We start from the raw sequence: 26,139 nt of genomic DNA, 5'->3' as shown, positions 1-26,139 counted from the left end.
GATGATCGATGTGCAAGATCTTTCCTTTTCCTATCAGGGCTCTGCCGGAAAAGCGCTGGACGGCCTCAGGCTGAAGGTGGAAAAAGGACAGTTTTATGGAATCGCCGGTCCTGCCGGGGCCGGTAAGTCGACATTTGCCATGTGCCTGAACGGAGCCGTTCCCCGCCTGATTGAAGGGGATTTTAGCGGCCAGATCTATATTGCCGGGAAGAACATCATGGAAACACCGGTTGATCAGCTTTGCTCTGTGACCGGGAGTGTTTTTCAGGATGTGGAATCACAGCTGGTCAGCTCTGTTGTTGAAGATGAGATCGTTTTTGGTATGGAAAATCTGAGCTTTTCTAAAGAGGAGATGGACGTCAGGATCGCGGAAAGCCTGGCTGCGGTAGGGATTTCCAACCTGCGGCAGGCAAATATCTGGAGCCTTTCCGGAGGGCAAAAGCAGCGTGTCGCGATTGCTTCGGCATTGGCCTTGAGGCCGCAGCTTCTGATCATGGATGAACCGACCTCGGAATTGGATCCCCAGGCTTCTTTGGAATTATTTCATGTTTTGACTTCTTTAAACCGTAAACATGGGATGACGATCGTGGTCATTGAACAAAAGCTGGACCTCCTGTTCAGGTTCTGTGACAGGCTGGCGATTATGGATAAAGGTTCTGTTGTCCTGGAAGGCGGCAGCAGGGATGTTCTGGAGAAGCAGGACATTTTAGAAGAAATCGGCTTGCAGGTTCCGCCCGCCGCCCGGCTGTTTTTCCTATTGAAGAGGGTCGGAGTCCATCATTCTTCCATACCTGTTTCTGAGGAGGAAGCGTGCGGTATTCTTGCTGAGATCTTGGATAAAGGGAGATAATCAATGGGTGTAATCAATGTTGAAGGATTGGATTTCACCGTAGCTGACGGCAAGAAAATCCTGAATAAGATCAGCTTTAAGATTGAGTCCGGGGAGTTCATTGCCCTGGTCGGGCATAATGGGGCCGGAAAATCCTCTTTGATCCAGCATCTTAACGGCTTGCTCAAACCGGAACGGGGCAAGGTTTCCGTGACAGGCTTGGATCCGGCTGTGACCCGTACCAGCATGATGGCCAAGCATATTGGATTTTTATTTCAGAATCCTGACCACCAGATTTTTAATATCACCGTTATTCAGGAAATCATGGCAGGTCCGAAGAACTCCGGGCTGTCCCCGGCCGAGGCTGAGAAAAAAGCAAAGTCGGTGGCCCGGACAGTAGGCTTGAGTGACAAGCTGGAGGAAAATCCCTTTGCGCTGAGCAGGGGAGACAGACAGAGGCTGGCCTTTGCTTCGGTCCTGGCAATGAATCCGGAAATTATGATTCTGGATGAGCCGACGACAGGGTTGGATTTCAGTGAAAGCCGGGAGATTATGGAGATTATCGACCGGTGCAACCGGCAGGGAACAACAATTATCATGATTACTCATGATATGAATATGGTCTTGAAATACGCCCGGAGAGTGCTGGTGCTTAAAGCAGGCAGTATTCTGGCCGACGGCCCGGTGCATTCTGTTCTCAGAAACGGGGAAATCCTGGAGGAGGCCGGACTCTTGTCGCCGGGAATTTTTCAATTGGCTCATTTCTTAAAGGAGAGGGGCCTGGATATTCAAGGCTGGTCTGTTGAAGAATTATTTGAAGCGATGCGGAAGAAGCTGGGGGTGTGATTGATATTTTTACTGATTATGTTCCGGGGAATTCATTTTTGCACAGACTGCACCCATTAACCAAAATATTTTTGACACTGGCGGCTTTGGTCGTCTGCTTTATGGAGAATAATATCCCTTTTCTGCTTTCCGCGCTGGGCGCAGTTGTCGCCGCGGCCGCTTTTTCCGGCCTTTTCTCCAGAATGACCAGGGTATTGTTTGGTCTTTTGATTCTTTCTGTTATACTAATCATTTGTCAGGTGTTTTTTGTCACGGAAGGCAATACCCTTTTTTATGTCCTTCCGTTTGCCGGGATCGGCCGGATTACAGATGAAGGCTTGCGGTTATCGGCGATTATGGCCTTACGGATGGTGATCACGGTTTCCACGATTCCCCTTCTGATGATGACGACACGAATGTCCGATTTGGCTTCCACGCTGACCGGGAACCTTAAGCTTCCGTATAGCTATGTTTTTATGTTTTTGACCGCAATTCAGTTTATACCGGCCTATCTGAGCGAGATGCAGAGAATTATGAAAGCCCAGACGGCCCGCGGTTATGACAGTGACACCAAAAATATATTTAAAAAAATTCCAATCATTGCTTCACTGGCTGTTCCCCTTCTGGTCATGGCTGTACGGCGGGTGCAAACAAGAGCGGTCTCCATGGAGATCAGGGGTTTCAGCCGGGCAAACCGGACAAATTACAGAGTGATAAAGCCGGGGCCCGGGGATTATGCTGCCGTCATACTGACTTTTGTTCTGATTGGGGCAATGGTTGGGAATAAATTTGTTTGATCGATGCAGGAGGATCTGATGTCTAAGAACTTGCTCATGGGCAATGAAGCGGTGGGGATAGGCGCCATTATGGCCGGAGTCAATCTGGTATCCGGTTATCCGGGCACTCCATCGACAGAGATACTGGAAACGATAGCCCGGTTGAATACCGGGGACATTTATGTTGAGTGGTCGGTCAATGAAAAGGTGGCGATGGAAGTCGGAGCCGGAGCCTCTTATGCCGGAGGCAGAGTATTGGTGACGATGAAGCAGGTGGGCTTGAATGTCGCCTCAGACCCGTTGATGAGCCTGTCCTATGTCGGCGTAAACGGAGGGCTGGTCATTGCCGTTGCCGATGACCCCGGGCCGATTTCCTCCCAGACGGAACAGGATACCAGGCATTACGGCAAGTTTGCCAACCTGCCTGTCTTTGATCCTTCGACACCGGAAGAGGGCTTCTTGATGGTACAGGAAGCCTTCCGGCTTTCTGAGGAAATTAAGATGCCGGTAATCCTCAGGCTTGCCACCAGAGTTTGCCATGCCTGCGCGGTTTTGGAGGTTCCGGATGATTTGATGGCTGCCAGGGTAAAGCATCATCCCGGGGGGTTTGTCAAAGGCCCGGAATGGGTCATTTTTCCGCCTCTTGCTTACCGCAAACATCTTTATATTGAGGAAGTCCAGCTGAAATTAGCCGGAGATTTTGCCCACTTCCCATTTAATCACCTTTCTGGGAGCGGTACGACGGGAGTGATTACCGGGGGGAATTCTTACAATCTTGTTGCCGAGGTAATAGCAGACCTGGATTTGGAAATGAAAGTCCTGAAAATAGGGACCCCTTATCCGTTTCCTGAAGCAATCGCCCTGGAATTTATGGCCGGTCTGGATACGGTGATCGCGGTTGAAGAACTGGACGGTGTTCTTGAGGAAGCGATATTGAAGGCCTCTGCCGCTCTGGACAGGAGGCCGGCTTTATTCGGCAAAAAAAGCGGTCATTTGCCTGTGGCCGGAGAATTAAGCTATGAAATCATCAAGAAAGCCTTGGAGGAGCTGACGGCAAAAGCCGGCCAACCGGATCAGACGGGGATCAATCACCGGACTGCTGAAAGGGCCGGTAGTCCGGCAATTTCTTTTCCAGGCAGGCCTCCCGTTTTATGTGCCGGCTGTCCGCACAGGGCTTCCTTTTATGCCGTGACCAAAGCAGTGAACAGAACAGATACGGTTTTTACAGGGGATATTGGCTGTTATACTCTGGGCAATACCAAACCGTTAGACGCTGTTGACACCTGTTTATGCATGGGGGCGGGAATCACGATAGCCCAGGGCCTCTATCACATTCAGCCGGATAAAAAACATGTTGCCTTTATTGGGGACTCCACCTTTTTTCATTCCGGTCTGACGGGAGTGATCAATGCGGTATACAACCGGGCGGATATCACGGTTATTGTCCTCGACAACAGTACCACGGCCATGACCGGGCATCAGCCCCATCCCGGCCTGGGAAAAACGATGATGAAAGGCTCGTCCTTCCGGATAGATATTCCCGCCCTGCTGAAAGCCTGCGGGATGGAAGCGGTGTTCACCGCCGATCCTCTGGATTTGCCGCAAGCGCTTGCGGCAGCCAAAGAGGCTGTACAGTATGCCGGTCCTTCCGCTGTGGTTTATCGCTCACCATGTATAGCAATGGTCAAAGACCGCTGGATTGTGGAGGTAGACCGCAAGGTTTGTACAACCTGCGGAAAATGTCTGCGGGAAACAGGCTGTCCGGCACTTGTGCAGGATCAGGAAGGGATTGCGATTGATCAGGCCATATGTGCGGGCTGCGGGCTTTGTGCACAAATATGTGCTTTGCGGGCCATAAAAGTCAGGACAGAGCGCGGGGAGGAAGGTTCATGCCAAAACAGGAATTAAGAATGAAAACAGACGGGCGGTCTGCTGAAGAGAGGTTCAATGTCTTGATCACGGGTGTAGGAGGTCAGGGGACCGTCCTCGCGTCCAGGCTTTTGGCCTCGGCCGCGATGAATTCCGGATACCTGGCCAGAACGGCGGAAACCATTGGGATGGCTCAAAGAGGGGGAGCAGTCACCAGCCATGTCCGTATCGGTGATCGCAGCGGATCAGCGATCATTCCCGCGGGTAAGGCCGACCTGCTCATTGGTTTTGAGCCGGTTGAGACCGGTAAGAACATCCTATTGCTGGCGAAGGACGGAAAATGCATCGTCAATACCCGCTTGATCCGTTCGGCTTTTTCTTCATATCCTTGTTCAGGTGCGGAGCTGGAAAAGTTGTATTCTTATATTACTTTTCATGTTCCGGACACGGTATTTGTGGATGGGGATAAAATCGCGGCGGAAGCGGGATCTTCCAAAGCGTTGAATACGGTGCTTCTGGGAGTGGCTTTAGGGGCGGGATGGCTGCCGTTCAGCATTGAAACGGTGGAAGAGTGTATCAAAAGCCATCTGCCCGGCAAGTATGTGGAATTGAATTTGAAAGCTTTAGCCGGAGGCTATGAATATAAGCGGATGAACTGAGGGGAAAAGAATGGATGAGCAAACATTTTCTGCGCTTCGGAAATTAATTGAGCGGGTGGAAAAGGATAGTCCCTTTTATCGGGATAAATTTCAAAAACACGGGGTTCGGAGTCAGGAGATCAGAACTGCGGAAGACTTTGAAGGGATCCCCTTCACAACGAAGGAAGAGCTGAGAGAGGCATATCCGCTGGGGCTCCGGGCCGTACCGGAGGAGAAGGTGGTCAGAATCCATTCTTCCTCGGGGACGACAGGGATCCCTGTTGTGATTCCTTACTCAGCTCAGGATGTGGCTGATTGGGCGGAAATGATGAAGAGATGCTATGAATTTGCGGGGGTAACCCAATCGGACCGCGTTCAAATCACACCCGGATATGGTCTTTGGACTGCGGGCATCGGGTTTCAGGCAGGCGCCGAACTCCTGGGAGCGATGGCTGTTCCCACAGGCCCCGGCAATACGGACAAACAGCTGCAGATCATGATGGACTTGAAGACTACGGTTTTGACGGCGACATCTTCTTATGCTCTTTTGATCGCCGAAGAAGTGGCCAAAAGAGGGATCGGGGATCAGATTCGCCTGCGCAGGGGGATTTTCGGCTCGGAACGGTGGAGCGCCAAGATGCGCGGCAGAATCAGCCGAGAATTGAATATTGAGGTATTTGACATCTACGGTCTGACAGAGATTTACGGACCGGGGATTTCGATCGATTGCGGACAGCATAGCGGGCTTCATTACTGGGACGATTTTCTTTATTTTGAGGTCATTGATCCGGAGACCGGCAGGATTTTGCCCCACGGACAGTATGGGGAACTGGTCATTACGACCTTAAGAAAAGAGGCCGCTCCCTTAGTCCGTTTCCGGACCAGGGATATCACCAGATTAATCCCCGGTCAATGCCCGTGCGGAAGCCCGTATCCCCGTCATGACATCATGATTGGGCGCTCGGATGATATGGTCAAGGTCAAGGGGGTCAACATCTTCCCGGCCCAGATTGATGAATTCCTGCGGACAATTCCCGAAGCAAGCAGTGAATACCAGTTGGAAATTAACCATGAGAAAGGCCGGGACAGAGTGATCCTGCGCCTCGAAAGCGAAAGCGGCAGTGATCAAGGCATGGTTCAGAATGTGGTCAGGTCGGCCTTTAAACGGAAAATCGGGATTCAGGCAGACGTAGAAATTCTGGAAATCGGTCAATTGCCGAGAAGTGAAAAGAAAACAAAGCGGGTTTTGGATAACAGGAAGGACTGAACGGCGGGAAGGCTGAGCGCAGGGCGTTTCTATTCCCCTGGCTGAGTTTCAGGTTGGGCTAAAAATGTCCGAAAATTATGATATAATAGAATAACGGGTAAAACTGTATCATTCAATAACCAAGGGGATAGGAGTGATTCACTTGAGAATTGAGAAGGCGCTTATTTTTGCCAGCAGGATGCACAAAGGCGAAAAAAACAGGGGAGGGGAGCCTTACATTTTTCATTCTCTGAGAGTGATGCTCGCGATGGATACTCCGGAGAAAAAGATCATTGCCCTTCTGCACGATGTTCTTGAACATACCGATTGCCTGCCGGAAGAATTGTATGACTACGGATTTTCCAAAAAAGTGGTCAAAGGGATCGAAAGCTTAACCAAGCCTAAAGAAATGAGTTATGAGGATTATATCGACAGGATTGCTTTACATAAGGAAGATATTATCAGGATTAAGCTTGCGGATATCAAAGACAATATTGCGATCATCAATAAAAGCGCAAGCTTATCCGAGAAAGACATCAAGAGACTGGAAAAATATATTAATGCTTATAATCAGCTAGAAGCGATCCTTGCTAAGGATACTCAGGGGGAAAGCGAAAAGAAAGAAGAGGAAAAAGCCCAGAATAAATGAAGATCTCCGGACCATAGGATAAAGAGCGGTTCCATGGCATACAAGGTCCGGGTTAATTTGATCGGTGCTTACTTCGGTATGTTTTTATCCTTGTCTTGCAAAGGGCGGGGATTTTCTGTTCTTACCGTTGAGAGTGCGCGGAAATACGGAGGTTTTATGGAAACAAATGTTTCGGCAGAGAAAGCGTTGCAGTTCCTGCTGGGGAATTGTCCGGCCGGCGGCCAGGAGAGGGTTGCGCTGCCCGATTCTTTGGGGAGAGTCCTTGATGAGGATATCCGGGCGGGGGAGGATATTCCCCAATTTGACCGTTCTCCTCTGGATGGCTATGCCTTCAGGGCCGCAGACACACTCCGGGCAGGTGAAGATAATCCGTTAATCCTGGAGGTCATTGAAGAGGTCCCTGCGGGGTATACGCCTTCCAAAGCTGTTTCCGCGGGAAAAACAATAAAAGTAATGACCGGGGCACCCATACCTGAGGGAGCGGATGCAGTGGTCAAATATGAAGAGACTTTGGAAAAAGGGAATACGGTATCTCTTTTTCAGGCTTTCCGTTCCGGCCAGAATATTGTCCGGGCAGGAGAAGATGTCATGAAAGGTCAGATTGTCGCCCGTAAAGGCTCGGTCGTCAACCCGCCCCTGATCGGTCTTCTGGCGGCCCTGGGGATCAGTGAGATCAGCGTTTTCAGAAGACCGAGGGTTGCTGTCGTAAGCACAGGTGAGGAACTTCAGGATTTGGGAGAAGAGCTGGAAAAAGGCAAGATCCGCAACAGCAACAGCTACAGCCTGGCGGCCTATATTTCCGAACTGGGGGGAGAGCCGCTGGTCATCGGTACGGCCGGGGATAAGGCTGAGGAGGTTGCCGTGCTGATGAAAAGAGGACTGGCTGAGGCGGATGTGGTGATGACGACAGGAGGGGTATCTGTCGGCGATTATGATGTGGTGCAGGATGCGGTACGCTTGGCAGGGGCGGAAGTTCTATTCTGGCGGATCGATATGAAGCCCGGATCGCCGACCCTGGCGGCGCTCAAGGATGGAAAGCTCATCCTGGGTCTTTCGGGTAACCCCGCGGCGGGCATGGTGGTTTTTCAGCTGCTGGCAAGTCCTTTGATCAAGAAGCTTGCCGGCAGAGCCGAATACCTTTGGCAGCGGATTGAAGTCCTTCTTAAAGAAGATTTCCGCAAGAACAGCCCCCGCCGGAGGTATTTGCGGGGCCGGCTGGTTTGGGAGAAGGGAACGGCCTTAATGGAGTTTACAGGAGGGCAGGGCAATGATGTGCTGAGCTCTTTGATTGAGTGTGATCTGCTGGCCGAGATCCCCGCCGGAAGCGGGCCGCTTAAAGCGGGAGAGAAACTGGAAGCCCTGTTATTAAAATAATCAATTGATGATCAGGTAAAATCGCAGACATGATTTTACCCGGTTGCTTGGATATTCGGAGGGCCAAAAATGAAAAAAGTTCGTGTAGAAGATGCGGTGGGAATGGAACTATGCCACGATATCACCAGGATCGTTCCCGGACAATTCAAAGGGGTGTTATATCCCCGCGGACACAGGATCAGAAATGAGGACATCGCCGAATTGCGGAAAGCCGGCAAGGAGCATATTTTCGTCTGGGAGGAAAATGCCGGGGAAATCCATGAGGATGAGGCCGCGGTGCGTATTGCCCGGGCAATAATGGGACCAAACACGGAGTTTGAGCAGCCGCGTGAAGGCAAGACTATGCTGAAGTCCATGGCCAAGGGATTATTGAGAATCGACCGTTCCTTGTTAAAAAGGATTAATTCTATGGAAAACATAACGATCGCCGCCAGGCCGGACTATTTTATCGTGAAGCAGGGAGACAAGCTGGCCGGCGCCCGGATCATTCCTCTGGTGATAAAAGAAAAGAGCATTCTGGCACTGGAAGAGCTTTGCAGGACAGAAGGACCTGTTTTTGAAGTGAAGCCCTACCGGCAGCTTAAGGCAGGGCTGGTGATTACGGGCAATGAAGTCTATGAAGGCCTGATCGAGGATAAGTTCGGGCCTTTGCTGGAGGAAAAATTGGCCGATTATGAGGCCGACCTTATCGGCAAAGCCTATTGTCCCGATGATACCGGCCTGATCAGCCGGAGCATCAAAGAGCTCCTGAAGGCCGGGGCGGACCTGATCATCCTGACCGGCGGCATGTCGGTCGACCCTGACGATTTGACTCCGGTAGCGATCAGAGACTCGGGGGCGGAGGTCGTCACCTATGGTACGCCTGTTCAGCCGGGGAACATGTTTATGCTGGCCTATCTGGGTAATACTGCCCTGGCCGGAGTCCCCGGAGGAGCGATTTTCAGCAGGACTTCGCTCTTGGACATTGTACTGCCGAGGATATTCAGCGGCGAAAAAATGACCAGAGAAGATTTTGTGATCATGGGTGAAGGCGGGCTCTGTAACGGGTGTGCTTCCTGCAGTTATCCCAACTGCTATTTTGGCAGGGGCAGGTGAAACAGAGAGATGTTCAGGATGGAGCGCGGTTGACATGATTGATGCTTATGGGAGAAACATCGATTACCTGAGAATATCGGTGACAGATTTGTGTAATTTAAGGTGTAAATACTGTAGGCCTGAGGCAGGGATAAAAAAGAAGGCCCATGAAGATATTCTGAGCTTGGAGGAGATCGAGAATATCTCCAAAGCGGCGGTTGAGATTGGAATCCGCAAAATCAGGCTTACCGGAGGGGAGCCCTTGGTCCGCAAAGGAATCCTGCAATTAATAACCAGGCTCTCGCGAATCAAGGGCCTGGAGGATCTGGGCCTGACGACCAATGGAACCCTGCTCGGGGAAAATGCGCGGAATTTGCGCAAGGCCGGACTCCAAAGAATCAATATCAGTCTGGATAGCCTCAATCAGGAGAAATACCGCAGGATTACCAGGGGAGGCAATCTGGCGGATGTTCTGGAGGGGATTCAGGCGGCAAAAGCGGAGGGCTTTTCCCCGATCAAGCTCAATGTCGTGTTAATTCAGGGTTTTAACGACGAGGAGATTGCCGATTTTGCCCGGCTTGCCCTCACAGAAGAAATGGAGATCCGTTTTATTGAGCTGATGCCCTTAGGTGAGGTTTACCGCTGGGATTTGGCAAAATATCTCTCCAATAAAGAAGTCTTACGGCAAATTCCGGAACTGGTCCCATTACCGGGAAAGGAACATGGCAGTGTAGTCAAAATGTACAGGTTCCCTCAAGGCAGAGGGAGGATCGGTCTGATCAGCCCGATCAGCAGTCATTTTTGCGGGGCCTGTAACAGAATTCGGGTAACATCCGACGGCAAGCTGAAACCCTGTCTGCATTCAGACAGGGAAATAGACTTAAAAAATGCTGATCTCGGGAATCTGAAAAATCTCTTGATGAAAGGGATCTATACTAAGCCCGAAAATCACGCCGCTGAGAAAACAGGCTTTGTTCCAGGGAAGCGGAATATGAACCAGATAGGGGGATAAAAGCAGGTGGACAAACTTACGCATTTTAATGCCGAAGGCCGGGCCAAGATGGTTGATGTGGGCGGCAAAGCCGTAACTTCCAGGGTAGCGGCGGCTGAGGGGGAGGTACGGATGGAGCCCGATGTGCTGGCCTTGGTCCGCGACCGTGCCCTGGCCAAAGGGGATGTCCTGGCAGCGGCCCAGATCGCCGGGATCATGGCCGCCAAAAAAGCCTCCGAGCTGATCCCGATGTGTCATCCCCTCCTGCTTGCCGGTATTGATCTGTCATTTTCCGTCAATGAACGGGAAAGCAAGATTGTGATCCGGGCCGAGGTGAAAACTTGCGGACAGACAGGAGTGGAAATGGAAGCTCTGACAGCTGTCTCGGTTGCCGCTCTGACTGTTTATGATATGTGCAAAGCGGCAAGCAAGAACATGGTCATCGGAGAAATCAGGCTTCTGAGCAAATCCGGCGGGAAAAGCGGGGAATATCTCTCAAGCTGAGAAAGGCGGTGCAAACAGATGATCCGGGTGGGAATTCTTACAGTAAGCGACAGGGGGGCCTCCGGCGAAAGAGAAGATCAGAGCGGGCCCCTGATCAAAGAGATCATGCAAAACAGGGGCTGGGAAACAGCGGCCTGTTCTATTATTCCGGATGAACGGAAGAAGATAGCCCAAAAGCTGATCGAGTATGCCGACGATTTGAATATTGATGTTGTATTCACCACAGGCGGTACGGGGTTCGCGCCAAGAGACGTCACTCCGGAGGCTACGCTCGATGTGGTGGAAAGACTTGCTCCCGGGCTTGTGCAGGCTATCCTCTTCGAAAGTCTCAAGATCACGCCCAGAGCCATGCTGTCCAGAGCAGTATCCGGGATCAGGGGCGGGACGATCATCGTAAATCTGCCTGGAAGCCCCAAAGCCGTACGCGAATGTCTGGACGTTGTCTTACCGGCGTTGGAGCATGGGGTTCAGATTTTGCGCGGTGAGACAGGAGATTGCGCTGAAAATCAGGACGATTGAAAGAGTGGATGGGTAGAGGAAGGTCAGCATGGATAATATTCCGGTTGTATGTATCGTATCGAAAAACTCAGGCACAGGGAAAACAGTTTTCCTGGAAAAGCTGATTGCACAATTTTGCGGCAGAGGGTACCGTGTGGGAACGGTAAAGAGCGATACCCATGGCTTTGAGATGGATATCCCCGGTAAGGATACCTGGAGGTTCACGAAGGCCGGGGCGAAGGCGGTGGGGATTATCGGGCCGGATAAATATGCGCTGATTCAGCAGACAGACAGCAAGAAAGACTTGGATCAGCTTACTGAAATGATTGAAGATGTGGATATCATTTTGGTTGAAGGATATAAAAAGTCGGCAAAACCAAAGGTTGAAATTGTCCGGAAGGCCAAAGGGACAGAAATTGTATCGGCGGAAAAGGATCTGCTCGCCGTAGTTACCGATGTTCGGGAGCTTTCAGTTTCAGTCCCGGTCTTTGCATTGGAGGACTGTGTTCAAGTTGCCGATATGTTAATTGAGAAGTTTTTGAAGTAATGGGGAATTTAGTATGGCCAAAATCGTTGCGGTAAACAGAAGCAGGGAAAAAGGTACGCCCAAGCAGCCGCTTGACCGGGGATATTTGATTGCCGGTCACGGGCTGGAAGAGGATGCCCACGCGGGAGCCTGGCACAGACAGATCAGTCTTTTGGGTGTGGAGAGTATCAATAAGACTATTCTCAAAGGTTCGGACAGCAGGATGGGCATTTTTGCCGAAAATCTGACGACAGAAGGAATCCTATTGTATGAGCTGCCCCTAGGAGAAACATTGAAAATAGGAGAAACCATACTGGAGGTGACCCAGATCGGCAAAGAATGCCACCAGGGATGTGTGATCAAGGACCTGGTTGGCGATTGTGTGATGCCGCGGGAAGGAATATTTGCCAGGGTGATCAGATCGGGATGGGTAAAAGCGGGAGATGAAATCATAAGATGTTCGCATTGAGTCCTCTGAATTTAGCCTTTGCCCTCATGATCTCCGGGATGTCTTTCGTAAATTTAGTGTTCTCTTTAGGCATTGAAAAAGAAAAGTCCATCTGGAGGATAATGAGTGTTGTTTTTGCCGTTCCCCTGCTGACCGGCGTGGTTTCTCTTTTCCAGGGCGAGCAATTCTTTATTTTCCAGATGCATCACTTAGCATTGCTGATCTTATTTTTGTTTTTCCCGCTGGGATTGTATTGGAAGAAGAGCGGACAATATGGAAGCACATTGAGAATAGTCCTTTCTCTTGCTCTGCTTTCGCCGTTTGCGGTCTTCTGCCTTCAGAGCATTTCCGGCTATTCTTGGACTCTTTTTTTGCTCGCGGGTTTTACCGGATTCTTGGCCGTAGGCAATATCCTGATTTTTGCTAAAATTTTTCACCAAAAAGAGACCACACTTTCCGTGGGGTTTTCTTTGCTGGGCGCAGGCCAATTGTTTGGGCTGTTTCTGGGAGCACATTTCCCTGAAGCGGAAGCTGTGCTCATTTTTGCCGCGTTTTTTTTGTTTATGTATACTTTTTGGCAGAAAATCTACCGGCCGGTGCTCATCAGATTAGAAGAAGCGGAAAAAAAGCTGCTTGATGTGGACAGGACGGTCAAATTTGAAGTGCAGAAAAGGGTTATTGAGATCGAACGCCATAATGAGCATCTCATCAATTTGGCTCAGACCGATTCCCTGACCGGAATTCTCAATAAACAGGCGATCACAAATATCATCCGTTCTTTAACGGAAGGGGAAAAGAAAAATGGTTTTACCGTTCTCCTTTTCGATATTGACGACTTTAAAAAAATTAATGACACCAAAGGTCACCTGGCAGGGGATATGTATCTGAAATTGGTTGCCGGGATTGCCAAAGACAACAGTAGGACCATAGACCACATCGGCCGCTACGGAGGGGACGAGTTCATCATTGTCCTGCCCCATACCAAGCTTGCGGAAGGACTCTGTACCGCAGAGCGTTTTCGGAAAAAGGTCGAGGACAGTGAAGCCGGGATAACGGTATCTGTAGGAGTAGCACATTTTCCTGAGGATGGCGAAATAGTCAGGGATTTGCTTGTTGCCGCCGATGTCGGATTGTACAAATCCAAGGAGCGGGGGAAAAATATTGTCTCCCATTTCAGGAGCCTGAATGATCAAAATGGGGACAACAATTAAACAAAAGCAGAAAGCTCAAGGTGGTTGTATTGTTTTATGTTTATATGGTTGAATGCCGGGACGGAACAATTTATACCGGGTGGACCAAAGATGTTGAGAAAAGGATATCCAGGCACAACTCCGGGCAAGGGGCCAAGTATACGAAGTCAAGGCTTCCGGTGAGACTGAGGCATGTTGAAGAATTTCCGACAAAAGAGGAAGCGATGAGCAGAGAATATTCCATCAAAAAATTAACCAGAAAAGACAAGCTTCACCTTTTTGGACAGTGCCATTGACCAAGCTTATTGAGCTGGATCGTCAAACGTCTGACATGATCTTCCTCATCCTTGATGATTCTGGCAAGCAGGGCTTGAATAAACGGATCATCAATCATCCGGATGTGATGATGGTATTGGGCAATCGCATCCAACTCACCCTGGATATCCTCTTGAATCTGGAGGACGGGATTAAAGTCGCAATAGGAAACATACAAAGGGGTCCAGAGCTGAAAATTGCTGTTGTATTGAGGTGCTCCTCCCAGCAGGATGATGGTTTTTCCCAGCATTTCAAGGTGCTTCATCTCCACGATGCTGATGCCCTCCAAAAGCTCGGCGGCTTCCTGCAGACCGGGCATCATATCCAGCTCAAGCTGATGATGAGTATATTGCATAACCGCTGTGACTTCACTGACCTTTCCGGCAAAATCTTCATGGAGGAGAGCCGCGTAGTGCAAGTTCTCGCCCATCACTTTGATTTCAGGATAAGGTTCGGAAAGCCTGTATTGATGATGCCGGGAATGGCTCCCCGAAGAGGGAACAATGATTTCCTGCCCCGGATGGATTTCATGGGGATTGCTGATGTGCGGATTGGCGGCAATTAACTGGTCGAGATCTAAATTGTACCGTTGAGAAATAGAGTTCATGGTATCACCGGATTGCACGGTATAGTTCATTTTTTTACCCCCTTTCTGTATGTTTATTACAGGAGAGGATAAACAATTACTAGAGGTCCCGGAAGGACGAAAATCCCCCGGCCGAATGCGGAGGCAGGAAAGGGCTTCCTTCTCCGGTATAATAGACTCTGAGAATATGCAGAGCTCTTGTACAGGCAACATATAAGATTTGGCGGTCAGTCTCGCTCTGATAAGTTTCTTTGTCCGCATTGTAAATGATTACGGCGTCGAACTCCAGGCCTTTAGCGAGATAGGAGGGGAGAATCAGCGGCCCTGTGCCCAGTTCTTCTTCTTGGGGCCCAATCAGCCTTATTCCGGAAATTTCGTTTAACTGGGAATAGGCTTTTTCGGCGTCACGCATTGTTTTACAGAGAACAGCCACGGATAATCCTTTGCTCACATAATCCCGGATATCCAGGATAATTGCCCGGGTTTTTTCCCCGGTGTTTGCTGCGGGCCTGATTGAAGGCTGCTCGCCGCAGCGGTCAAAGAGAGAGAACTGTTCATCCTTGCCGAGAATTTCCCGGGCGAAAGCATTGATCTCTTTTGTCGACCTGTACCCGGTGCTTAAAAGTACTTTGCTTGTTTTAGGCTTGCGGAGAATTGAGGAGATCTGGTCATAAAGAGTGTCGTCAATATTTTTTTCCAGGGACTGGTTGACATCCCCAAGGACGGTAAAGCGGGCGTTCGGAAAGAGAAGGTTAAAGACTTCATATTGCAGCGGCGAATAGTCCTGGGCCTCGTCAATGACCGCGTGCCTGATCCTTGAGTAAGACCGGATGCCTTCTACTCTTGTTTTCAAGTAGAGCAGAGGGGCACAGTCTTCATAATACGCTTGGCCCGCAGTCAGAGCGGCATTCGTTTCCGCGATGATTCCGTTTATGTTCTCCGGCAGTTCAAGGCCCTGGGCCAGAAACCGCAGCAGGCCTTCCTGCCGGAATAAGAGTCTATAGATTTCCAGATAGTGGATACGGGTAAATTGATGAAGCCTTCTGACAAATTGTTTAGCCTCAATAAGGGAAAGATACCTGCTGAAGGTCTTGATTTCCAACTCATGTCCTTCACTCCGCTCTACAATATTCATCAATTTGCCCAGCCTCTTTTTGCGCAAAGGATGAATCTCTTCCAGGATGGTTTTTTCTAATTTAAGAAGCTGTTTCGCCATAGGGATAGCGGTGGGATTATGCAGGAAACGGCTTTTGAGGATTTCGCGCTTTTCAAGGACTTTGCTTTCAAAGGAGACATCCTGAAAAGGAATAACCTGATGAGCATAATGTCTAAGCAGCCTGTTCAGGATGGTATGAAAGGATTTTGATCCTTTAAAACAGGCCCCTTCCCGCCGAAAAAGGGTTCCGGACGGTTTTCCGAGAAGCAGGGCTTCCAGCTGTTCGTTTCTGGTCTCCAAAGCGATGTCCTCAGACAAAAGAGTTGAACTGATTTCGTCGAAAGTCAATTGAGTGACATTTTCTTCCCCGAGCTCCGGCAATACGCCATAAATATAACTGCTGAACAACTCATTGGGGGAAATGATCAGGACATGTTCAGAGCTCAGCTTTGACATCAAGCCTTCATAAAGCAAAAACGCAATTCGATGTAGGGCAACGGAGGTTTTCCCGCTTCCGGCCATTCCCTGGACCAGCAGCAAGCCGGAATCTGTATCGCGGATGATCAGGTCCTGCTCCCTTTGGATGGTTTCAACAATCGTGCGCATCTTAGAGGAAGAGGTACGGCTGAGCACCTCCTGGAGGATTTCGTCAGTGATGCGGACAGCACTGTCAAAATAGTATTTAAGCTTGGAATCGACAATCTTGAATTGTCTTTTTAAGTGAATCGTTCCCAGGATCTGACCGGCAGGGGAGGAGTAGGCGGCACGGGACGATTCCCCGCTGTAAAACAGGCTGGAAACAGGGGCCCGCCAATCGTAAACACAGACTTCGCGGGTGTCGGGATCGATGATGCTGCAATAACCGATATAAAGCCTTTCCCGCTCCGGGTAGTCGTCTTCGGTAAAATCGACACGGCCGAAATAAGGGGAAGAGATCAAGCGTTGATAACGGTCCAGACGTTTCGTTGTGTGAAGATACCCTAAGGTATCCTGATTAATGGCTGCAAGATATTGGCTGGTTTCAATGATCCGGTCAAAATCCGGAGAGGACGGATTTGTATCCTCCCACATTTCACGCCGGGAGGTCAGAAACTGTTTGCGGCGGCTCTCCAGCAATTCCCCGGTTTCATGAGCAATCACTTTGTTGATCAGGTCGATTGTTTGGGTCAGGTAAACCGTTTCTTCCTGAAGGGTCTTTTCATATTCAGACATTACACTCATCCTTTTAAAAGCATGGAGTCATGCGACAATAAGGTGACAGCACGATACTTTTGATTTCCTGTTCTGATCAAAGGGGGACCATAATATAGAGTATACTCAAATCGATCAGAAATTACTGCTCCGGAAGAAAGGAAAAGAAGCCGCAGAGGCTTCCTCGGGTAGCGATGAGAAAATGAGCTTTGAAGCTGATTTGATTGTATTGAGCAGGCCGTTTAACTTAATTTTTCTGCTTTTAACTGCCGGTCGGCTGTTTCATAAAAGAGATAGCCGTTATACAGATCAAGCACCTGTATGTCTTCGTCAATGGGATAATCAGAGCCGCTGACCAGGTCGAGGACATGATTTTTGTAGATGAGGTAGACATGATCTCCCTGACTCAGTGTCGAAATATAGTTGACATCGGTAAGCTGCTTTGAGCCGAGAACATTGTCGTCCTTTAACATAATCACCTCTAAGGGGTTATTGACAGGAGCCAGATAAACAGTATCACTGCCGTCAATTCCCAGAAGCTTAAATTTGGTATAGTTCTCGTGGCGGAAAGCCTGGCCGTTGATCATCACATTTCCTAATTCATCCTGATAGATAAGCAGATCCTTGTTGGAAAGGAGCTCCATGGCGACAATATTATCATTGTTCGCGAAAGGGTAAAGGTTCTTCATGATGGTTACCTTGTATATCTTGTCTGAAGTTTTATTGTTCACACTGGTTTCCACATCAAGATAGAGCAGGTTAGTCAAACTGGAATATTTGGCATGCTTGATCTTGCTTACGTTTTTCACGTTGATGGAAAGCTGATCTGCCTTCTCGTCCTTATCAAAGTTGTAATTCTTAATGTCTATTTGGGAATCATCATAAGTGAAATAGATGATGATATTCCGGTCATTGAGAGGAAAGGCATAAATGATGGGGTCGTCTTCCTGAAGCTGCTTGACAACCGCGTCTGAGCTCAAGTCCTTAATATTCAGGATACCGTTTTCGACATAAGAAATATGCTGGTGATCGTAGAGAAAATAGGGGTGGGCAGCCGCCGCGGGAAGGCTGCTCTTCAATTTGTAGGAGACCTTATTCTCCTGATCCGCCGTGCTTGTGGGAGAGGCGCTTGAGAATAGGATGTTGTTCATATAGTAGAGGGGAATCATGGTCAGAATGACCCCGATGGAAAGATACAGGATAATCCTTTTAAAAAAATTTGACATGTCATTCTCCTATTCGACGATGAACGCTGAAGCAAGAGCGCGTTCACCGAACATATCCCAAGGTTGATTGATCACACTTCCATTATAATACATGGTGGTTGACGAACCACCATCCAGATTGGCGGCGTTGTATGCCCCGTGTTCGAGCAAAATATCCTGTAAATCTCTGTAGCTGGCGCCGAGAGTAGTCAGCTGGCGTCCGTCAATAACAAGCAGTAATACCGTTCCGTCTTTTTTCTGGCCGATGGCGGTTCTGGGCTGAATGCCCGCTCCTCCGTCCCCTCTTGTGATCATCGGCTTGCCGTTGACGATAAGGGGAGGACCAAAACTGACGGCGTCACGCAAGCCTTCGGCTTTTATTTCATTGAGATCAAAGGTTCCGATGACTAAGATATTATCTGAATTAAAGCCAATAACTCGCATTTTAGGATACTTACCGGTTGAAGGGCTAGGTTTCGCCAGGTAATCTTCAATGTAGGTTATCTGATAGTTTTCTATGCATATTCCATCAGGTATCCCACCTGTGCCGGCCCCGGCAAAATCACTGAAGCCCCCGGCATTGACCCCGCCTACGGCATTATATTTCTTTACGAGTTGACTCAGGATGAGGCCGTTTTTGCCAATCTCTCCCGATCCAACCTTAACACGGGCCGGATTGTCGATCGTCATCAGATAACCTTTGAACTTACCTCCAACTTCGGTAACTGTGATACTATTTCCGGTATTCGTTGCGGAAACATCACTGGTATTCTCTTTTTCCGACACAATAAACTGGGTGTCCTTTAAGATTTGATCGACCTGCTCCTGTTTAAAAAAGATTGTCGCCAGGTGCTGGTTATGCATGGTCGTCATGGCAGTTGTGATAAAGGTGCTGCGGATATTGGCAAAAGGACCGTAAATGATCAGAACGAAGCCTAAAAGTGAACAAAAGAGCAATTGGAATAAGGAAAAAAAGAGTAATTCCTTGGCAATTTTCAATTCTCATGACCCCCATAATTGTATTCAGGTAAAGGAAAGTTGTTTGACAAAAAGATATTAGAGTGGAAAAAACAAAAAAGCAAGATCAGGTTGGAGCCTTATTCCCGGATCGAGGATATTTTTCCTTATATAATATATACAAAGATTAAGGTTCTTTCAAGTTTTTTGTAAAATACTGTTTAATCATGTAAAAATAAACCTTGTAATTTCTTTGGAAAAGGATAAGAATGGGGATAAATCTGACGGAGGTAAAGTGATGAAGCATAAGGTTCTCAGAAAACAAGAAAACAGCAGAATGTGCCTGGTTTGTGGTGTGAAGAATGATTTTGGCCTCAAAGCTTCATTTTATGAGCTGGACAACGGAGAGCTCGCCGGGATTTTTACGCCCAGGGAAGAGCACCAAAGCTATCCGGGAATTGCACACGGTGGAATATCCGCGGCGATTCTTGATGAGACAATCGGCAGGGCCATCATGGTGACGGACAGAGATATGCTCGGTTATACGGTAGAATTAAATTTAAAATATAAAAAACATGTACCGCTGGGGCAAAAATTAATCGTAATCGGGCGGATCACCCGGGAAAAAAGCAGAACCTTCGAAGGAACCGGAGAGATTATTCTGGCAAACGGCGAAGTAGCCGCATCGGCGACAGCAAAATATCTCAAAGTTCCGCTGGATAAGATGCCTTCATTCCAGGAAGACAGTGAAGACAGGATGGAGTGGCAGGTCAATATTTCCGAAAATGATCCTCGGGAAATCGAATATGAGCAAAAAACAGACATGAAAACATGCCTGCGCCTTGGGTAATGATAGAAATAATCCCGCCTGGCCGTAAGACTCTAAGTTTTATGACCCTGCACATGCAGGTGGGCACCAGGCCGACAGTTTCCGGCTTCCATCCTGAGAAGGCTTGCCGTACTCCTGAAGTCACTTAAGGTTCCCTTTTCATTAGTTGGATCAAAACCTAGATTATCCTACAAACGAGGTGGGTTGATGTTATTATAGCATTTTTTAATGCTTAATCAATAGGCAAATTTCTCCAAAGAAGCCGTAAACCTGTCCTGAAAGGCTTGAAAGGTCTCCTGAAAAGAAGAGGAAAACTGTTGATCGGAATTGCTTTTTTTGACATTGCGCATAAAATTCAGAAAGGTATCCTGACCATGCGTATGAATTAATTCATTAACGGCTAAAAAATACTGATACTGAACATTGTAGCCCGCCGAAAGCAATTCAGTATCCGTAGCGGTTAAAGGAAGGAGTTTCCCTGATCTGGCCGCTTCATAAACACCTTCTTCATAATAGCTCATGGTGTAATCGGTTTGTTCGGTACTGATCATATCCTGGGAAAGAAGGGCAATCCGCCAAGCCATCCCCTCACTCACCCAGACAGGAAGATCAAGGCCGTAACCTTCAATATTGGAAAAAGCATGAAACAATTCATGGCTCAGGTCATTGGTGAGATCGATGTCGTCATTGAGACGATAGAGGGGGATCCATACCGTATCACCGACGGTAAGCCCGCTGGTTACCGCTAAAATAGAATCAAGAACCTCCGGGTCGACCTTGGCCTGGGAGAGGGCATTGCGGTAAGTCGCTTCCGACGAAAAAAGAACGAGATGAACATCCCCCTGGGGAGTGATCCCCGCATAATTTTTTAATGTTGAGAGGGAATATTTTTGGATAAGGGAGCAGACCTTGTCAAGAGCGGACTGTTGAACAAAGATATCCCCGGAGTGAACCGTAATTTCGGGAGATGCTTGTTGAGACAGGGGATAGTTGATTTGGGGGAGAGTTCCCTGTCCGTTGTTTGAGATAAGGCCGCGGCCGATCAGCAGACCGGACGGCTCGATCCTGAAAGGGATATTGAATTGCCGGAGCCAGGAGTTCATCTGGTCAACCGCGGGAGGATAAGTATAAAGCAGCGCTGTTACAGCCAGGGCAAATCCAAGGATACCTGCCGTGATAAATTTTTTTCTTTTGCTTTTTCTTGCAGGGCTGTTTTCTTCACCGGAATACGGATTCATCTTTCCTCACCCCTTGCAATAAATTATAGCCTGATCTCTTTTTATAAACTACCCTGATCCCTAGAAATATGATATATTTTATAGAACAGTTCTGATCAAGGAGTGAAAGTAAATGCCGGTAAAAATACCTGATGATCTTCCGGCAAGGGCCATCTTGGAAAAAGAAAATATTTTCCTGATGGATGAGGACAGGGCCACCCATCAGGATATTCGTCCCTTGCGTATTGCGATATTGAATATTATGCCCACTAAGCTTGTTACGGAAGCCCAGTATTTAAGACTTTTGGGAAATAGTCCGTTACAGGTCGATATTACCCTGCTGAATACGGTCACTCATGAATCGGCCAACACTCCGGCCGAGCATCTTGACCGCTTTTATACAGGTATTGAAAATATCAAAGACCAGAAGTATGACGGGCTGATTATTACGGGAGCCCCGGTAGAAAACCTGGAATTTGAAGAGGTGGACTATTGGGAAGAGCTGAAGGAAATTATGGAATGGAGCAAGCGCAATGTTTTTTCCACCATGCATATTTGTTGGGGTGCCCAGGCAGGATTGTATTATCACTACGGAATTCAAAAATACCCCTTGGAAAAAAAGCTCTCCGGAATATATCAGCACCATTTGGTGAATAAGAATAACAATAAATTTCTAAGAGGATTTGACGACGAATTTTTTGCTCCGCATTCCAGGTATACTGAAGTAAAGGCTGAGGATATCAAAAAGAATCACGATCTGGAAATTCTTGCCGCTTCTGAAAAAGCCGGAATATTCCTGATCGCCAAAAAGGACGGGCGTCAGGTTTTTGTCACCGGGCATCCTGAGTATGACCCTTTTACGCTGAAAAAGGAATATGAAAGGGATGTGACGAAGGGACTGGATGTGCAAGTACCTGAAAATTATTTTCCCGGCAATGATCCCCGAAAGCAGCCGGTCGTCAATTGGCGGGGACATGCCAACCTGCTCTTTATGAACTGGCTCAATTATTATCTGTATCAGGAAACACCGTATAATCTGAATGAACTTTAAGGAAAAGAGGTGGAAAGGATGGACCTGCTGCAAAAGCTTGATGAAACCAATTCCCTGACAAAGGAAGAGATTGTCCGGCTGTTGAAGAATATGACCGCGGAGAAAAAAGAAAAGCTTTTCGACCTGGCCCTCAAAACCAGGACCAGGTATTACGGTAACCGGGTTTTCATGCGGGGGCTGATCGAGATTTCCAATTACTGCCGGCGGAATTGCCTTTATTGCGGCATTCGGGGGATGAATGCCAATGCGGAGAGATACCGTCTGAGCGAAAGTGAGATTCTCGAATGCTGTCAGGATGGGTATAACCTCGGTTATCGGACATTCGTTCTGCAAAGCGGAGAGGACATGTGGTATACGAAGGAAATCCTGGTTGGCTTGGTGACCAGGATCAAACAGCTTTTTCCCGATGCCGCTGTGACCTTGTCAATTGGCGAAAGGGATATCGCTACCTACGACGCCCTGTACAAGGCCGGGGCGGACCGTTTCCTGCTGAGGCATGAGACAGCGTCACGGGAGCTCTATGAAAAGCTGCATCCCGGAATGAGCTATGACGACCGCATGGGAATTCTTCGGAAGTTAAAACAAATCGGCTATCAGGTCGGGGCCGGGTTCATGGTTGGCCTGCCCGGACAAAAAGAAGAGCATTTGGCCGAGGACCTGCTTTTTCTCAAGGAATTTCAGCCTGAAATGATCGGGATCGGTCCGTTTATTCCTCATAGTGAAACACCGTTAAAAGAAGAAAAGGGCGGTACGGTTGAAGATACCCTGGTTTTGGTCGCCTTTTCCCGTCTGTTGGTCCCGGAAGCATTAATTCCGGCAACTACTGCCTTAGGCACCCTCAGTCCAACCGGAAGGGAACAGGCCCTTATGGCCGGAGCAAATGTTGTTATGCCCAATTTGACTCCGACTCTGTTCAGAGAAAAATATGATCTCTATGAAAATAAAATTTGTACAGGAGACGAGCCTGCCCATTGCCGTTCCTGCATTGAACGGAGAATCAATTCCACCGGTTCTATTGTTGATTTGGGAAGAGGGGATAATGTCAGATTTATTCCGGAAAAAATCAGCCCCGATAAAATGATTGGATGCAACTAGTTTTATTGACAGAGTTTTCCTCATATAGTGATCAAAGAATGGCATAAAAAAACGATAAACAGTAAGGAGTGTGAACATGAAGAAGTCAATCGGGTCAAATACTTTTGCTTATCCTACTCCGGCCTGGATCATTGGTTCCTATGATCAAAACGGCAAGGCGAACGGGATGACGGCCGCCTGGGCCGGAGTGTGCTGCTCTGATCCGCCGGCAGTAACAGTCTCCTTGAGAAAATCAAGGCATTCATATCAGAGTATTCTGGAGAGAGAAGCCTTTACGGTAAGTATTCCTTCGGCATCTTATCTGGAAGCAGTTGATTTTTTCGGGATTGCCTCAGGCAAAGAAGTGGATAAGTTTGAGGCTGCCGGGCTGACCCCGGTCAGAAGCGAGCTGGTGGACGCGCCCTATGTGGGAGAGTTTCCGCTTATTCTGGAGTGCAAGCTTTTGCAAACCGTTGAGTTAGGACAACATATTCAGTTTATCGGCCGGGTCGTTGATGTCAAAGCTGAAGAAGATGTCCTGGGCGAAAATGGAAAACCGGAAATGAGAAAAATCAGTCCCCTTTTATACTCTCCCGGTGAAAGCACGTATTATGGGGTAGGCGAAATCCTTGGGAAAGCCTATACAAGCGGGCTGAAATTCAAAAAGTAAATTCTTGCGACCGCTGAATGATTCAATGCTTGAACTGTAATCAATATCTGAAAACGATATATGGTATTGAAAAACGTAAGGCCGGTTTCTGATCTGTGATCAGGGCCGGTCTCTTTGTTGTGCCGCTGAACAGGAAAAATTAAAAAAATAATAATGTTCTATCGTTAGAATTTTTCAACAAATAAGACAGTTGAATAAGTTCCGATAATTTTTAATAATGTAAAACATATTTTAATCATTTTCAGTAAATTATTGATAATTTGCATTTATCTTTAATTTTTTAATATATATTTAATATTTAAATTAAATAATTTAATTGAACTTAAAATAAAAACGGCATATAATAGAAAAAACAACCTGAGTCAATTACAGTATCTGAATATTTAGTGATGATTGACATAAAGATGGGAGAGATCGAACGGATGAAGGCGCTTTGGTCAGGGACAACAAGTCATAGAATGAAAGAAATCATGATTGGAATCATTCAAATAGCGGTTCTCTACCTCTTTGTATTGGCCGGAAATGATTTGGCGCATTTGTTTCATTTGGATTTTCCCGGCAGCTTGATTGGGCTGGCTCTGCTGTTTCTTCTCCTGCACTTCAATATCGTTCCCTGCAAATGGGTAATGATTGGAGGAAATTGGCTGCTTACCGAATTGATTTTGTTTTTTATCCCGTCCGTTGTGGCCGTTATCCAGTACCAGGACATCCTGCAAAAAATCGGGATTGACTTGTTTTTCATTATCCTGATCGGCACAATAACGGTGATGATCAGCAGTGGGCTTACAGCAGAATTGATGATGCATCACAAAGTAAAAAAATTATTGATGCAAAGCAGAATGAAAAGAGGAAAAATGTGATGATGACATTGAGAGGACTGGAAAGCTTTATTCTGACTGTTTTTTTCTATTATGCCTCCAAGGCCTTGTACAGGCGTTTTCACCTGGTCTTTTTTTCACCGTTGTTCATCGTTCCCATAGCTCTGGTGCTTTTCCTGTCAATATCGCAAACTTCATACACAAGCTATATCTCCGGCGGAAAATGGTTGACCGTATTGCTCCAGCCGTCAATCGTTGCTTTTGCATTGCCTTTGCATAAACATTACAAAACATTAAAAAAATATTTTGCGGAAATCGGATTCAGCGTCCTGGTCGGCGTGGTTTTTTCTCTGCTGATTTCTGTCATGCTGGGAATACTGGTCAATTTTAAACCTCAGATTATTGAAAGTTTAGAACCCCGTTCCATAACCACACCCATTGCCATTGTTGTTTCCCAAAACATAGGCGGAATGCCTGCCCTTACTGCTGTTTTTGTTATTATCACCGGATTGGCGGGCCTGCTGATCGGGCCTTTGACCATCCGGCTCCTGCACCTTCACTCGCCGGTATCCAAAGGAGTGCTGCTGGGAACCAGCGCCCATGCCTGCGGGACGTTCACCGCATTTGGAATGGGTTTTCTGGAAGGGACAATTGCCAGCCTTTCTATGATTTTCACGGGTCTGATCACAGTCGTCTTGGCTCCGTTGCTCTGCCCTTTATTCTTAAAGTTGTTTTAATTTGATCACAACCATCAGAGCAATAAGCAGAGCAGCAAAAAAATGCTGTTTTTAAAACAAAAAGACCTTTGGGTTCTAAAAAATACGTATCATTACATAATTTCTATTTAACATTACGTCATATTACGTGTATAATGATTCAAAGGGAGGGGCAATAAATGACTGAGAAGGAAATCCTTCGATTGCTTAAGAATAACGGATGGAAAATCACAGAAGGAACCAGACACCATTTAGCGATAAACCCTAACCACCCGGGCGTAAGGATTCCGATACCGAGACATAAGAAGGACATTCCACCTGGTACGTTACATCAAATCCTTAGAGCGGCGGGGTTGAAATAAATTTCGCGTTTTTAAGGCTGACCAGACCGAAAGGAGAATCCAAAATGAAATATGTTTATCCGGCAACTTTTACACCAGAACCAGAGGGCGGATATTGCATTCAGTTCCCTGACTTGCCTGGGTGTGTAACCTGCGGTGATTCAGTTCCTCATGCGATCGAAATGGGGCGAGACGCTTTATCAATGTGGCTGTGCGATGCGGAAAACAATAAAGAGCAAATTCCCCCCGCCAGCTCTTTGTTTGATATCCGGACTGATCATGGGTTTGTTAATTTGATTGATGCTGATACGGCCGAATATCGACGCATCAATGATCATCGGGCGGTAAAGAAGACACTTTCTATCCCGAGCTGGCTAAATGTCCAGGCAGAAAAAGCGGGAGTCAATTTCTCAGCCATTCTGCAGGAAGGCTTAAAGGAACATCTTGGAATCAAGGCAAAATCTAATTAATTTAAAGGGATCATATTACACAAGACACCGTTTTAGTAGGACGATAGACGGTGTCTTTGTTGAATGCAGGAAAAATTTATAAATTGACAAGATAAGCTCAAAGGAA

Annotated in this window: 29 protein-coding genes and 1 other RNA gene; 24 read left to right on the top strand and 6 right to left on the bottom strand. The window is 47.7% G+C overall.

Annotation, left to right across the window (positions count from 1 at the left end):
- Position 1: 1 nt before the first annotated feature.
- The 16 genes from SGLY_RS15475 (at position 2) to SGLY_RS15400 (ending at position 13,733) form a co-directional block, all read left to right on the top strand.
- Positions 2-850 carry an energy-coupling factor ABC transporter ATP-binding protein gene (locus SGLY_RS15475; RefSeq protein ID WP_013626127.1) on the top strand — a complete coding sequence of 283 codons (849 nt, stop codon included), beginning with the start codon at positions 2-4 and terminating at the stop codon, positions 848-850.
- Between the two features lie 3 nt (positions 851-853).
- Entirely contained in the window at positions 854-1,675 is an 822-nt protein-coding gene (locus SGLY_RS15470; protein ID WP_013626126.1) for an energy-coupling factor ABC transporter ATP-binding protein, read from the top strand.
- On the top strand, positions 1,672-2,451 hold the full coding sequence (locus SGLY_RS15465) for an energy-coupling factor transporter transmembrane component T family protein (protein WP_013626125.1): 780 nt from the start codon (positions 1,672-1,674) through the stop codon (positions 2,449-2,451). The genes SGLY_RS15470 and SGLY_RS15465 overlap by 4 nt, the downstream gene beginning before the upstream one ends.
- Before the next feature lie 18 nt (positions 2,452-2,469).
- Entirely contained in the window at positions 2,470-4,338 is a 1,869-nt protein-coding gene (gene iorA, locus SGLY_RS15460) for an indolepyruvate ferredoxin oxidoreductase subunit alpha (RefSeq protein ID WP_013626124.1), read from the top strand.
- Complete coding sequence (locus SGLY_RS15455) at positions 4,320-4,958, top strand: indolepyruvate oxidoreductase subunit beta (RefSeq protein WP_013626123.1); 639 nt, start codon at positions 4,320-4,322, stop codon at positions 4,956-4,958. Before iorA ends, SGLY_RS15455 begins: the two co-directional genes overlap by 19 nt.
- 10 nt (positions 4,959-4,968) lie before the next feature.
- On the top strand, positions 4,969-6,204 hold the full coding sequence (locus tag SGLY_RS15450; protein ID WP_013626122.1) for a phenylacetate--CoA ligase family protein: 1,236 nt from the start codon (positions 4,969-4,971) through the stop codon (positions 6,202-6,204).
- A 142-nt stretch (positions 6,205-6,346) separates the two neighbouring features.
- On the top strand, positions 6,347-6,832 hold the full coding sequence (locus SGLY_RS15445) for a bifunctional (p)ppGpp synthetase/guanosine-3',5'-bis(diphosphate) 3'-pyrophosphohydrolase (protein WP_013626121.1): 486 nt from the start codon (positions 6,347-6,349) through the stop codon (positions 6,830-6,832).
- 156 nt (positions 6,833-6,988) lie between these two features.
- Positions 6,989-8,206, top strand: coding sequence for a molybdopterin molybdotransferase MoeA (locus SGLY_RS15440; protein WP_041445494.1), 1,218 nt, complete (start codon positions 6,989-6,991; stop codon positions 8,204-8,206).
- Between the two features lie 69 nt (positions 8,207-8,275).
- The gene (locus tag SGLY_RS15435) at positions 8,276-9,301 is read left to right on the top strand and encodes a molybdopterin-binding protein (RefSeq protein WP_013626119.1); all 1,026 of its coding nucleotides are present in this window, start codon (positions 8,276-8,278) and stop codon (positions 9,299-9,301) included.
- Positions 9,302-9,335: 34 nt separating this feature from the next.
- On the top strand, positions 9,336-10,292 hold the full coding sequence (gene moaA / locus SGLY_RS15430) for a GTP 3',8-cyclase MoaA (RefSeq protein WP_013626118.1): 957 nt from the start codon (positions 9,336-9,338) through the stop codon (positions 10,290-10,292).
- A gap of 6 nt (positions 10,293-10,298) precedes the next feature.
- Positions 10,299-10,775 (top strand): cyclic pyranopterin monophosphate synthase MoaC, encoded by a 477-nt coding sequence (moaC, locus tag SGLY_RS15425; RefSeq protein WP_013626117.1) that lies wholly within the window; start codon positions 10,299-10,301, stop codon positions 10,773-10,775.
- Between the two features lie 18 nt (positions 10,776-10,793).
- A complete protein-coding gene (locus SGLY_RS15420) occupies positions 10,794-11,294 on the top strand; it encodes a MogA/MoaB family molybdenum cofactor biosynthesis protein (RefSeq protein WP_013626116.1) in 501 nt (166 codons plus the stop codon).
- A 28-nt stretch (positions 11,295-11,322) separates the two neighbouring features.
- On the top strand, positions 11,323-11,820 hold the full coding sequence (gene mobB / locus SGLY_RS15415; RefSeq protein ID WP_013626115.1) for a molybdopterin-guanine dinucleotide biosynthesis protein B: 498 nt from the start codon (positions 11,323-11,325) through the stop codon (positions 11,818-11,820).
- Positions 11,821-11,833: 13 nt separating this feature from the next.
- On the top strand, positions 11,834-12,268 hold the full coding sequence (locus SGLY_RS15410; RefSeq protein WP_013626114.1) for an MOSC domain-containing protein: 435 nt from the start codon (positions 11,834-11,836) through the stop codon (positions 12,266-12,268).
- Complete coding sequence (locus SGLY_RS15405) at positions 12,256-13,458, top strand: GGDEF domain-containing protein (protein WP_013626113.1); 1,203 nt, start codon at positions 12,256-12,258, stop codon at positions 13,456-13,458. Before SGLY_RS15410 ends, SGLY_RS15405 begins: the two co-directional genes overlap by 13 nt.
- Before the next feature lie 29 nt (positions 13,459-13,487).
- On the top strand, positions 13,488-13,733 hold the full coding sequence (locus SGLY_RS15400; RefSeq protein ID WP_013626112.1) for a GIY-YIG nuclease family protein: 246 nt from the start codon (positions 13,488-13,490) through the stop codon (positions 13,731-13,733).
- Here the strand turns inward: SGLY_RS15400 and SGLY_RS15395 are convergent.
- The 4 genes from SGLY_RS15395 to SGLY_RS15380 all read right to left on the bottom strand — a co-directional run bounded on the left by SGLY_RS15395 (position 13,709) and on the right by SGLY_RS15380 (position 18,889).
- Positions 13,709-14,389, bottom strand: coding sequence for a LysM peptidoglycan-binding domain-containing protein (locus SGLY_RS15395; protein WP_013626111.1), 681 nt, complete (start codon positions 14,387-14,389; stop codon positions 13,709-13,711). The two genes, SGLY_RS15400 and SGLY_RS15395, sit on opposite strands and share 25 nt — an antisense overlap.
- A 49-nt stretch (positions 14,390-14,438) precedes the next feature.
- Entirely contained in the window at positions 14,439-16,706 is a 2,268-nt protein-coding gene (locus tag SGLY_RS15390; RefSeq protein WP_013626110.1) for a HelD family protein, read from the bottom strand.
- A 221-nt stretch (positions 16,707-16,927) separates the two neighbouring features.
- On the bottom strand, positions 16,928-17,911 hold the full coding sequence (locus SGLY_RS15385) for a hypothetical protein (RefSeq protein ID WP_013626109.1): 984 nt from the start codon (positions 17,909-17,911) through the stop codon (positions 16,928-16,930).
- A gap of 9 nt (positions 17,912-17,920) precedes the next feature.
- Entirely contained in the window at positions 17,921-18,889 is a 969-nt protein-coding gene (locus SGLY_RS15380) for a phosphodiester glycosidase family protein (protein WP_013626108.1), read from the bottom strand.
- A gap of 256 nt (positions 18,890-19,145) precedes the next feature.
- On the opposite strand from SGLY_RS15380, the gene SGLY_RS15375 reads away from it, so the two are divergent.
- Complete coding sequence (locus SGLY_RS15375) at positions 19,146-19,697, top strand: PaaI family thioesterase (protein WP_013626107.1); 552 nt, start codon at positions 19,146-19,148, stop codon at positions 19,695-19,697.
- 7 nt (positions 19,698-19,704) lie between these two features.
- On the opposite strand, the gene ssrS is transcribed toward SGLY_RS15375, so the two are convergent.
- Together ssrS and SGLY_RS15370 are read right to left on the bottom strand one after the other, a co-directional pair.
- Positions 19,705-19,885, bottom strand: a non-coding RNA gene (gene ssrS, locus SGLY_RS17680) — 6S RNA.
- 27 nt (positions 19,886-19,912) lie between these two features.
- The gene (locus SGLY_RS15370; protein ID WP_013626106.1) at positions 19,913-20,914 is read right to left on the bottom strand and encodes a hypothetical protein; all 1,002 of its coding nucleotides are present in this window, start codon (positions 20,912-20,914) and stop codon (positions 19,913-19,915) included.
- A 112-nt stretch (positions 20,915-21,026) separates the two neighbouring features.
- On the opposite strand from SGLY_RS15370, the gene metA reads away from it, so the two are divergent.
- The 7 genes from metA (at position 21,027) to SGLY_RS15335 (ending at position 26,033) form a co-directional block, all read left to right on the top strand.
- Positions 21,027-21,944, top strand: a complete 918-nt coding sequence (gene metA / locus SGLY_RS15365; protein ID WP_013626105.1) for a homoserine O-acetyltransferase MetA — start codon at positions 21,027-21,029, stop codon at positions 21,942-21,944.
- Between the two features lie 18 nt (positions 21,945-21,962).
- On the top strand, positions 21,963-23,039 hold the full coding sequence (gene hydE / locus SGLY_RS15360) for a [FeFe] hydrogenase H-cluster radical SAM maturase HydE (protein ID WP_013626104.1): 1,077 nt from the start codon (positions 21,963-21,965) through the stop codon (positions 23,037-23,039).
- Positions 23,040-23,115: 76 nt separating this feature from the next.
- The gene (locus SGLY_RS15355; protein ID WP_013626103.1) at positions 23,116-23,688 is read left to right on the top strand and encodes a flavin reductase family protein; all 573 of its coding nucleotides are present in this window, start codon (positions 23,116-23,118) and stop codon (positions 23,686-23,688) included.
- A gap of 422 nt (positions 23,689-24,110) precedes the next feature.
- Positions 24,111-24,548 (top strand): CidA/LrgA family holin-like protein, encoded by a 438-nt coding sequence (locus SGLY_RS15350; protein ID WP_013626102.1) that lies wholly within the window; start codon positions 24,111-24,113, stop codon positions 24,546-24,548.
- Entirely contained in the window at positions 24,548-25,243 is a 696-nt protein-coding gene (locus SGLY_RS15345) for an LrgB family protein (protein WP_013626101.1), read from the top strand. The genes SGLY_RS15350 and SGLY_RS15345 overlap by 1 nt, the downstream gene beginning before the upstream one ends.
- A gap of 158 nt (positions 25,244-25,401) precedes the next feature.
- Positions 25,402-25,584, top strand: coding sequence for a type II toxin-antitoxin system HicA family toxin (locus SGLY_RS15340; RefSeq protein ID WP_013626100.1), 183 nt, complete (start codon positions 25,402-25,404; stop codon positions 25,582-25,584).
- Between the two features lie 44 nt (positions 25,585-25,628).
- Positions 25,629-26,033: a type II toxin-antitoxin system HicB family antitoxin gene (locus SGLY_RS15335; RefSeq protein WP_013626099.1), complete on the top strand. Its 405-nt coding sequence runs from the start codon at positions 25,629-25,631 to the stop codon at positions 26,031-26,033.
- Positions 26,034-26,139 lie beyond the last annotated feature (106 nt).

Origin of the sequence: Syntrophobotulus glycolicus DSM 8271 (assembly GCF_000190635.1) — a bacterium.
Classification (GTDB): domain Bacteria; phylum Bacillota; class Desulfitobacteriia; order Desulfitobacteriales; family Syntrophobotulaceae; genus Syntrophobotulus; species Syntrophobotulus glycolicus.
The sequence above is the reverse complement of the archived record's forward strand: the minus strand, read 5'-3'. Positions and strand labels throughout refer to the sequence as shown.

Bases quoted from the DNA above. Each gene is read 5' to 3' on its own strand.
- SGLY_RS15355 (WP_013626103.1), top strand. From the start codon at position 23,116: ATGAAGAAGTCAATCGGGTCAAATACTTTTGCTTATCCTACTCCGGCC.
- SGLY_RS15440 (WP_041445494.1), top strand. From the start codon at position 6,989: ATGGAAACAAATGTTTCGGCAGAGAAAGCGTTGCAGTTCCTGCTGGGG.
- SGLY_RS15340 (WP_013626100.1), top strand. From the start codon at position 25,402: ATGACTGAGAAGGAAATCCTTCGATTGCTTAAGAATAACGGATGGAAA.
- SGLY_RS15375 (WP_013626107.1), top strand. From the start codon at position 19,146: ATGAAGCATAAGGTTCTCAGAAAACAAGAAAACAGCAGAATGTGCCTG.
- hydE (WP_013626104.1), top strand. From the start codon at position 21,963: ATGGACCTGCTGCAAAAGCTTGATGAAACCAATTCCCTGACAAAGGAA.
- SGLY_RS15370 (WP_013626106.1), bottom strand. From the start codon at position 20,914: ATGAATCCGTATTCCGGTGAAGAAAACAGCCCTGCAAGAAAAAGCAAA.
- SGLY_RS15345 (WP_013626101.1), top strand. From the start codon at position 24,548: ATGATGACATTGAGAGGACTGGAAAGCTTTATTCTGACTGTTTTTTTC.
- SGLY_RS15385 (WP_013626109.1), bottom strand. From the start codon at position 17,911: ATGTCAAATTTTTTTAAAAGGATTATCCTGTATCTTTCCATCGGGGTC.
- SGLY_RS15395 (WP_013626111.1), bottom strand. From the start codon at position 14,389: ATGAACTATACCGTGCAATCCGGTGATACCATGAACTCTATTTCTCAA.
- SGLY_RS15455 (WP_013626123.1), top strand. From the start codon at position 4,320: ATGCCAAAACAGGAATTAAGAATGAAAACAGACGGGCGGTCTGCTGAA.
- iorA (WP_013626124.1), top strand. From the start codon at position 2,470: ATGTCTAAGAACTTGCTCATGGGCAATGAAGCGGTGGGGATAGGCGCC.
- SGLY_RS15470 (WP_013626126.1), top strand. From the start codon at position 854: ATGGGTGTAATCAATGTTGAAGGATTGGATTTCACCGTAGCTGACGGC.
- moaA (WP_013626118.1), top strand. From the start codon at position 9,336: ATGATTGATGCTTATGGGAGAAACATCGATTACCTGAGAATATCGGTG.
- SGLY_RS15475 (WP_013626127.1), top strand. From the start codon at position 2: ATGATCGATGTGCAAGATCTTTCCTTTTCCTATCAGGGCTCTGCCGGA.
- SGLY_RS15335 (WP_013626099.1), top strand. From the start codon at position 25,629: ATGAAATATGTTTATCCGGCAACTTTTACACCAGAACCAGAGGGCGGA.
- SGLY_RS15410 (WP_013626114.1), top strand. From the start codon at position 11,834: ATGGCCAAAATCGTTGCGGTAAACAGAAGCAGGGAAAAAGGTACGCCC.
- SGLY_RS15435 (WP_013626119.1), top strand. From the start codon at position 8,276: ATGAAAAAAGTTCGTGTAGAAGATGCGGTGGGAATGGAACTATGCCAC.
- SGLY_RS15450 (WP_013626122.1), top strand. From the start codon at position 4,969: ATGGATGAGCAAACATTTTCTGCGCTTCGGAAATTAATTGAGCGGGTG.
- mobB (WP_013626115.1), top strand. From the start codon at position 11,323: ATGGATAATATTCCGGTTGTATGTATCGTATCGAAAAACTCAGGCACA.
- metA (WP_013626105.1), top strand. From the start codon at position 21,027: ATGCCGGTAAAAATACCTGATGATCTTCCGGCAAGGGCCATCTTGGAA.
- SGLY_RS15420 (WP_013626116.1), top strand. From the start codon at position 10,794: ATGATCCGGGTGGGAATTCTTACAGTAAGCGACAGGGGGGCCTCCGGC.
- SGLY_RS15390 (WP_013626110.1), bottom strand. From the start codon at position 16,706: ATGTCTGAATATGAAAAGACCCTTCAGGAAGAAACGGTTTACCTGACC.
- SGLY_RS15405 (WP_013626113.1), top strand. From the start codon at position 12,256: ATGTTCGCATTGAGTCCTCTGAATTTAGCCTTTGCCCTCATGATCTCC.
- SGLY_RS15350 (WP_013626102.1), top strand. From the start codon at position 24,111: ATGAAGGCGCTTTGGTCAGGGACAACAAGTCATAGAATGAAAGAAATC.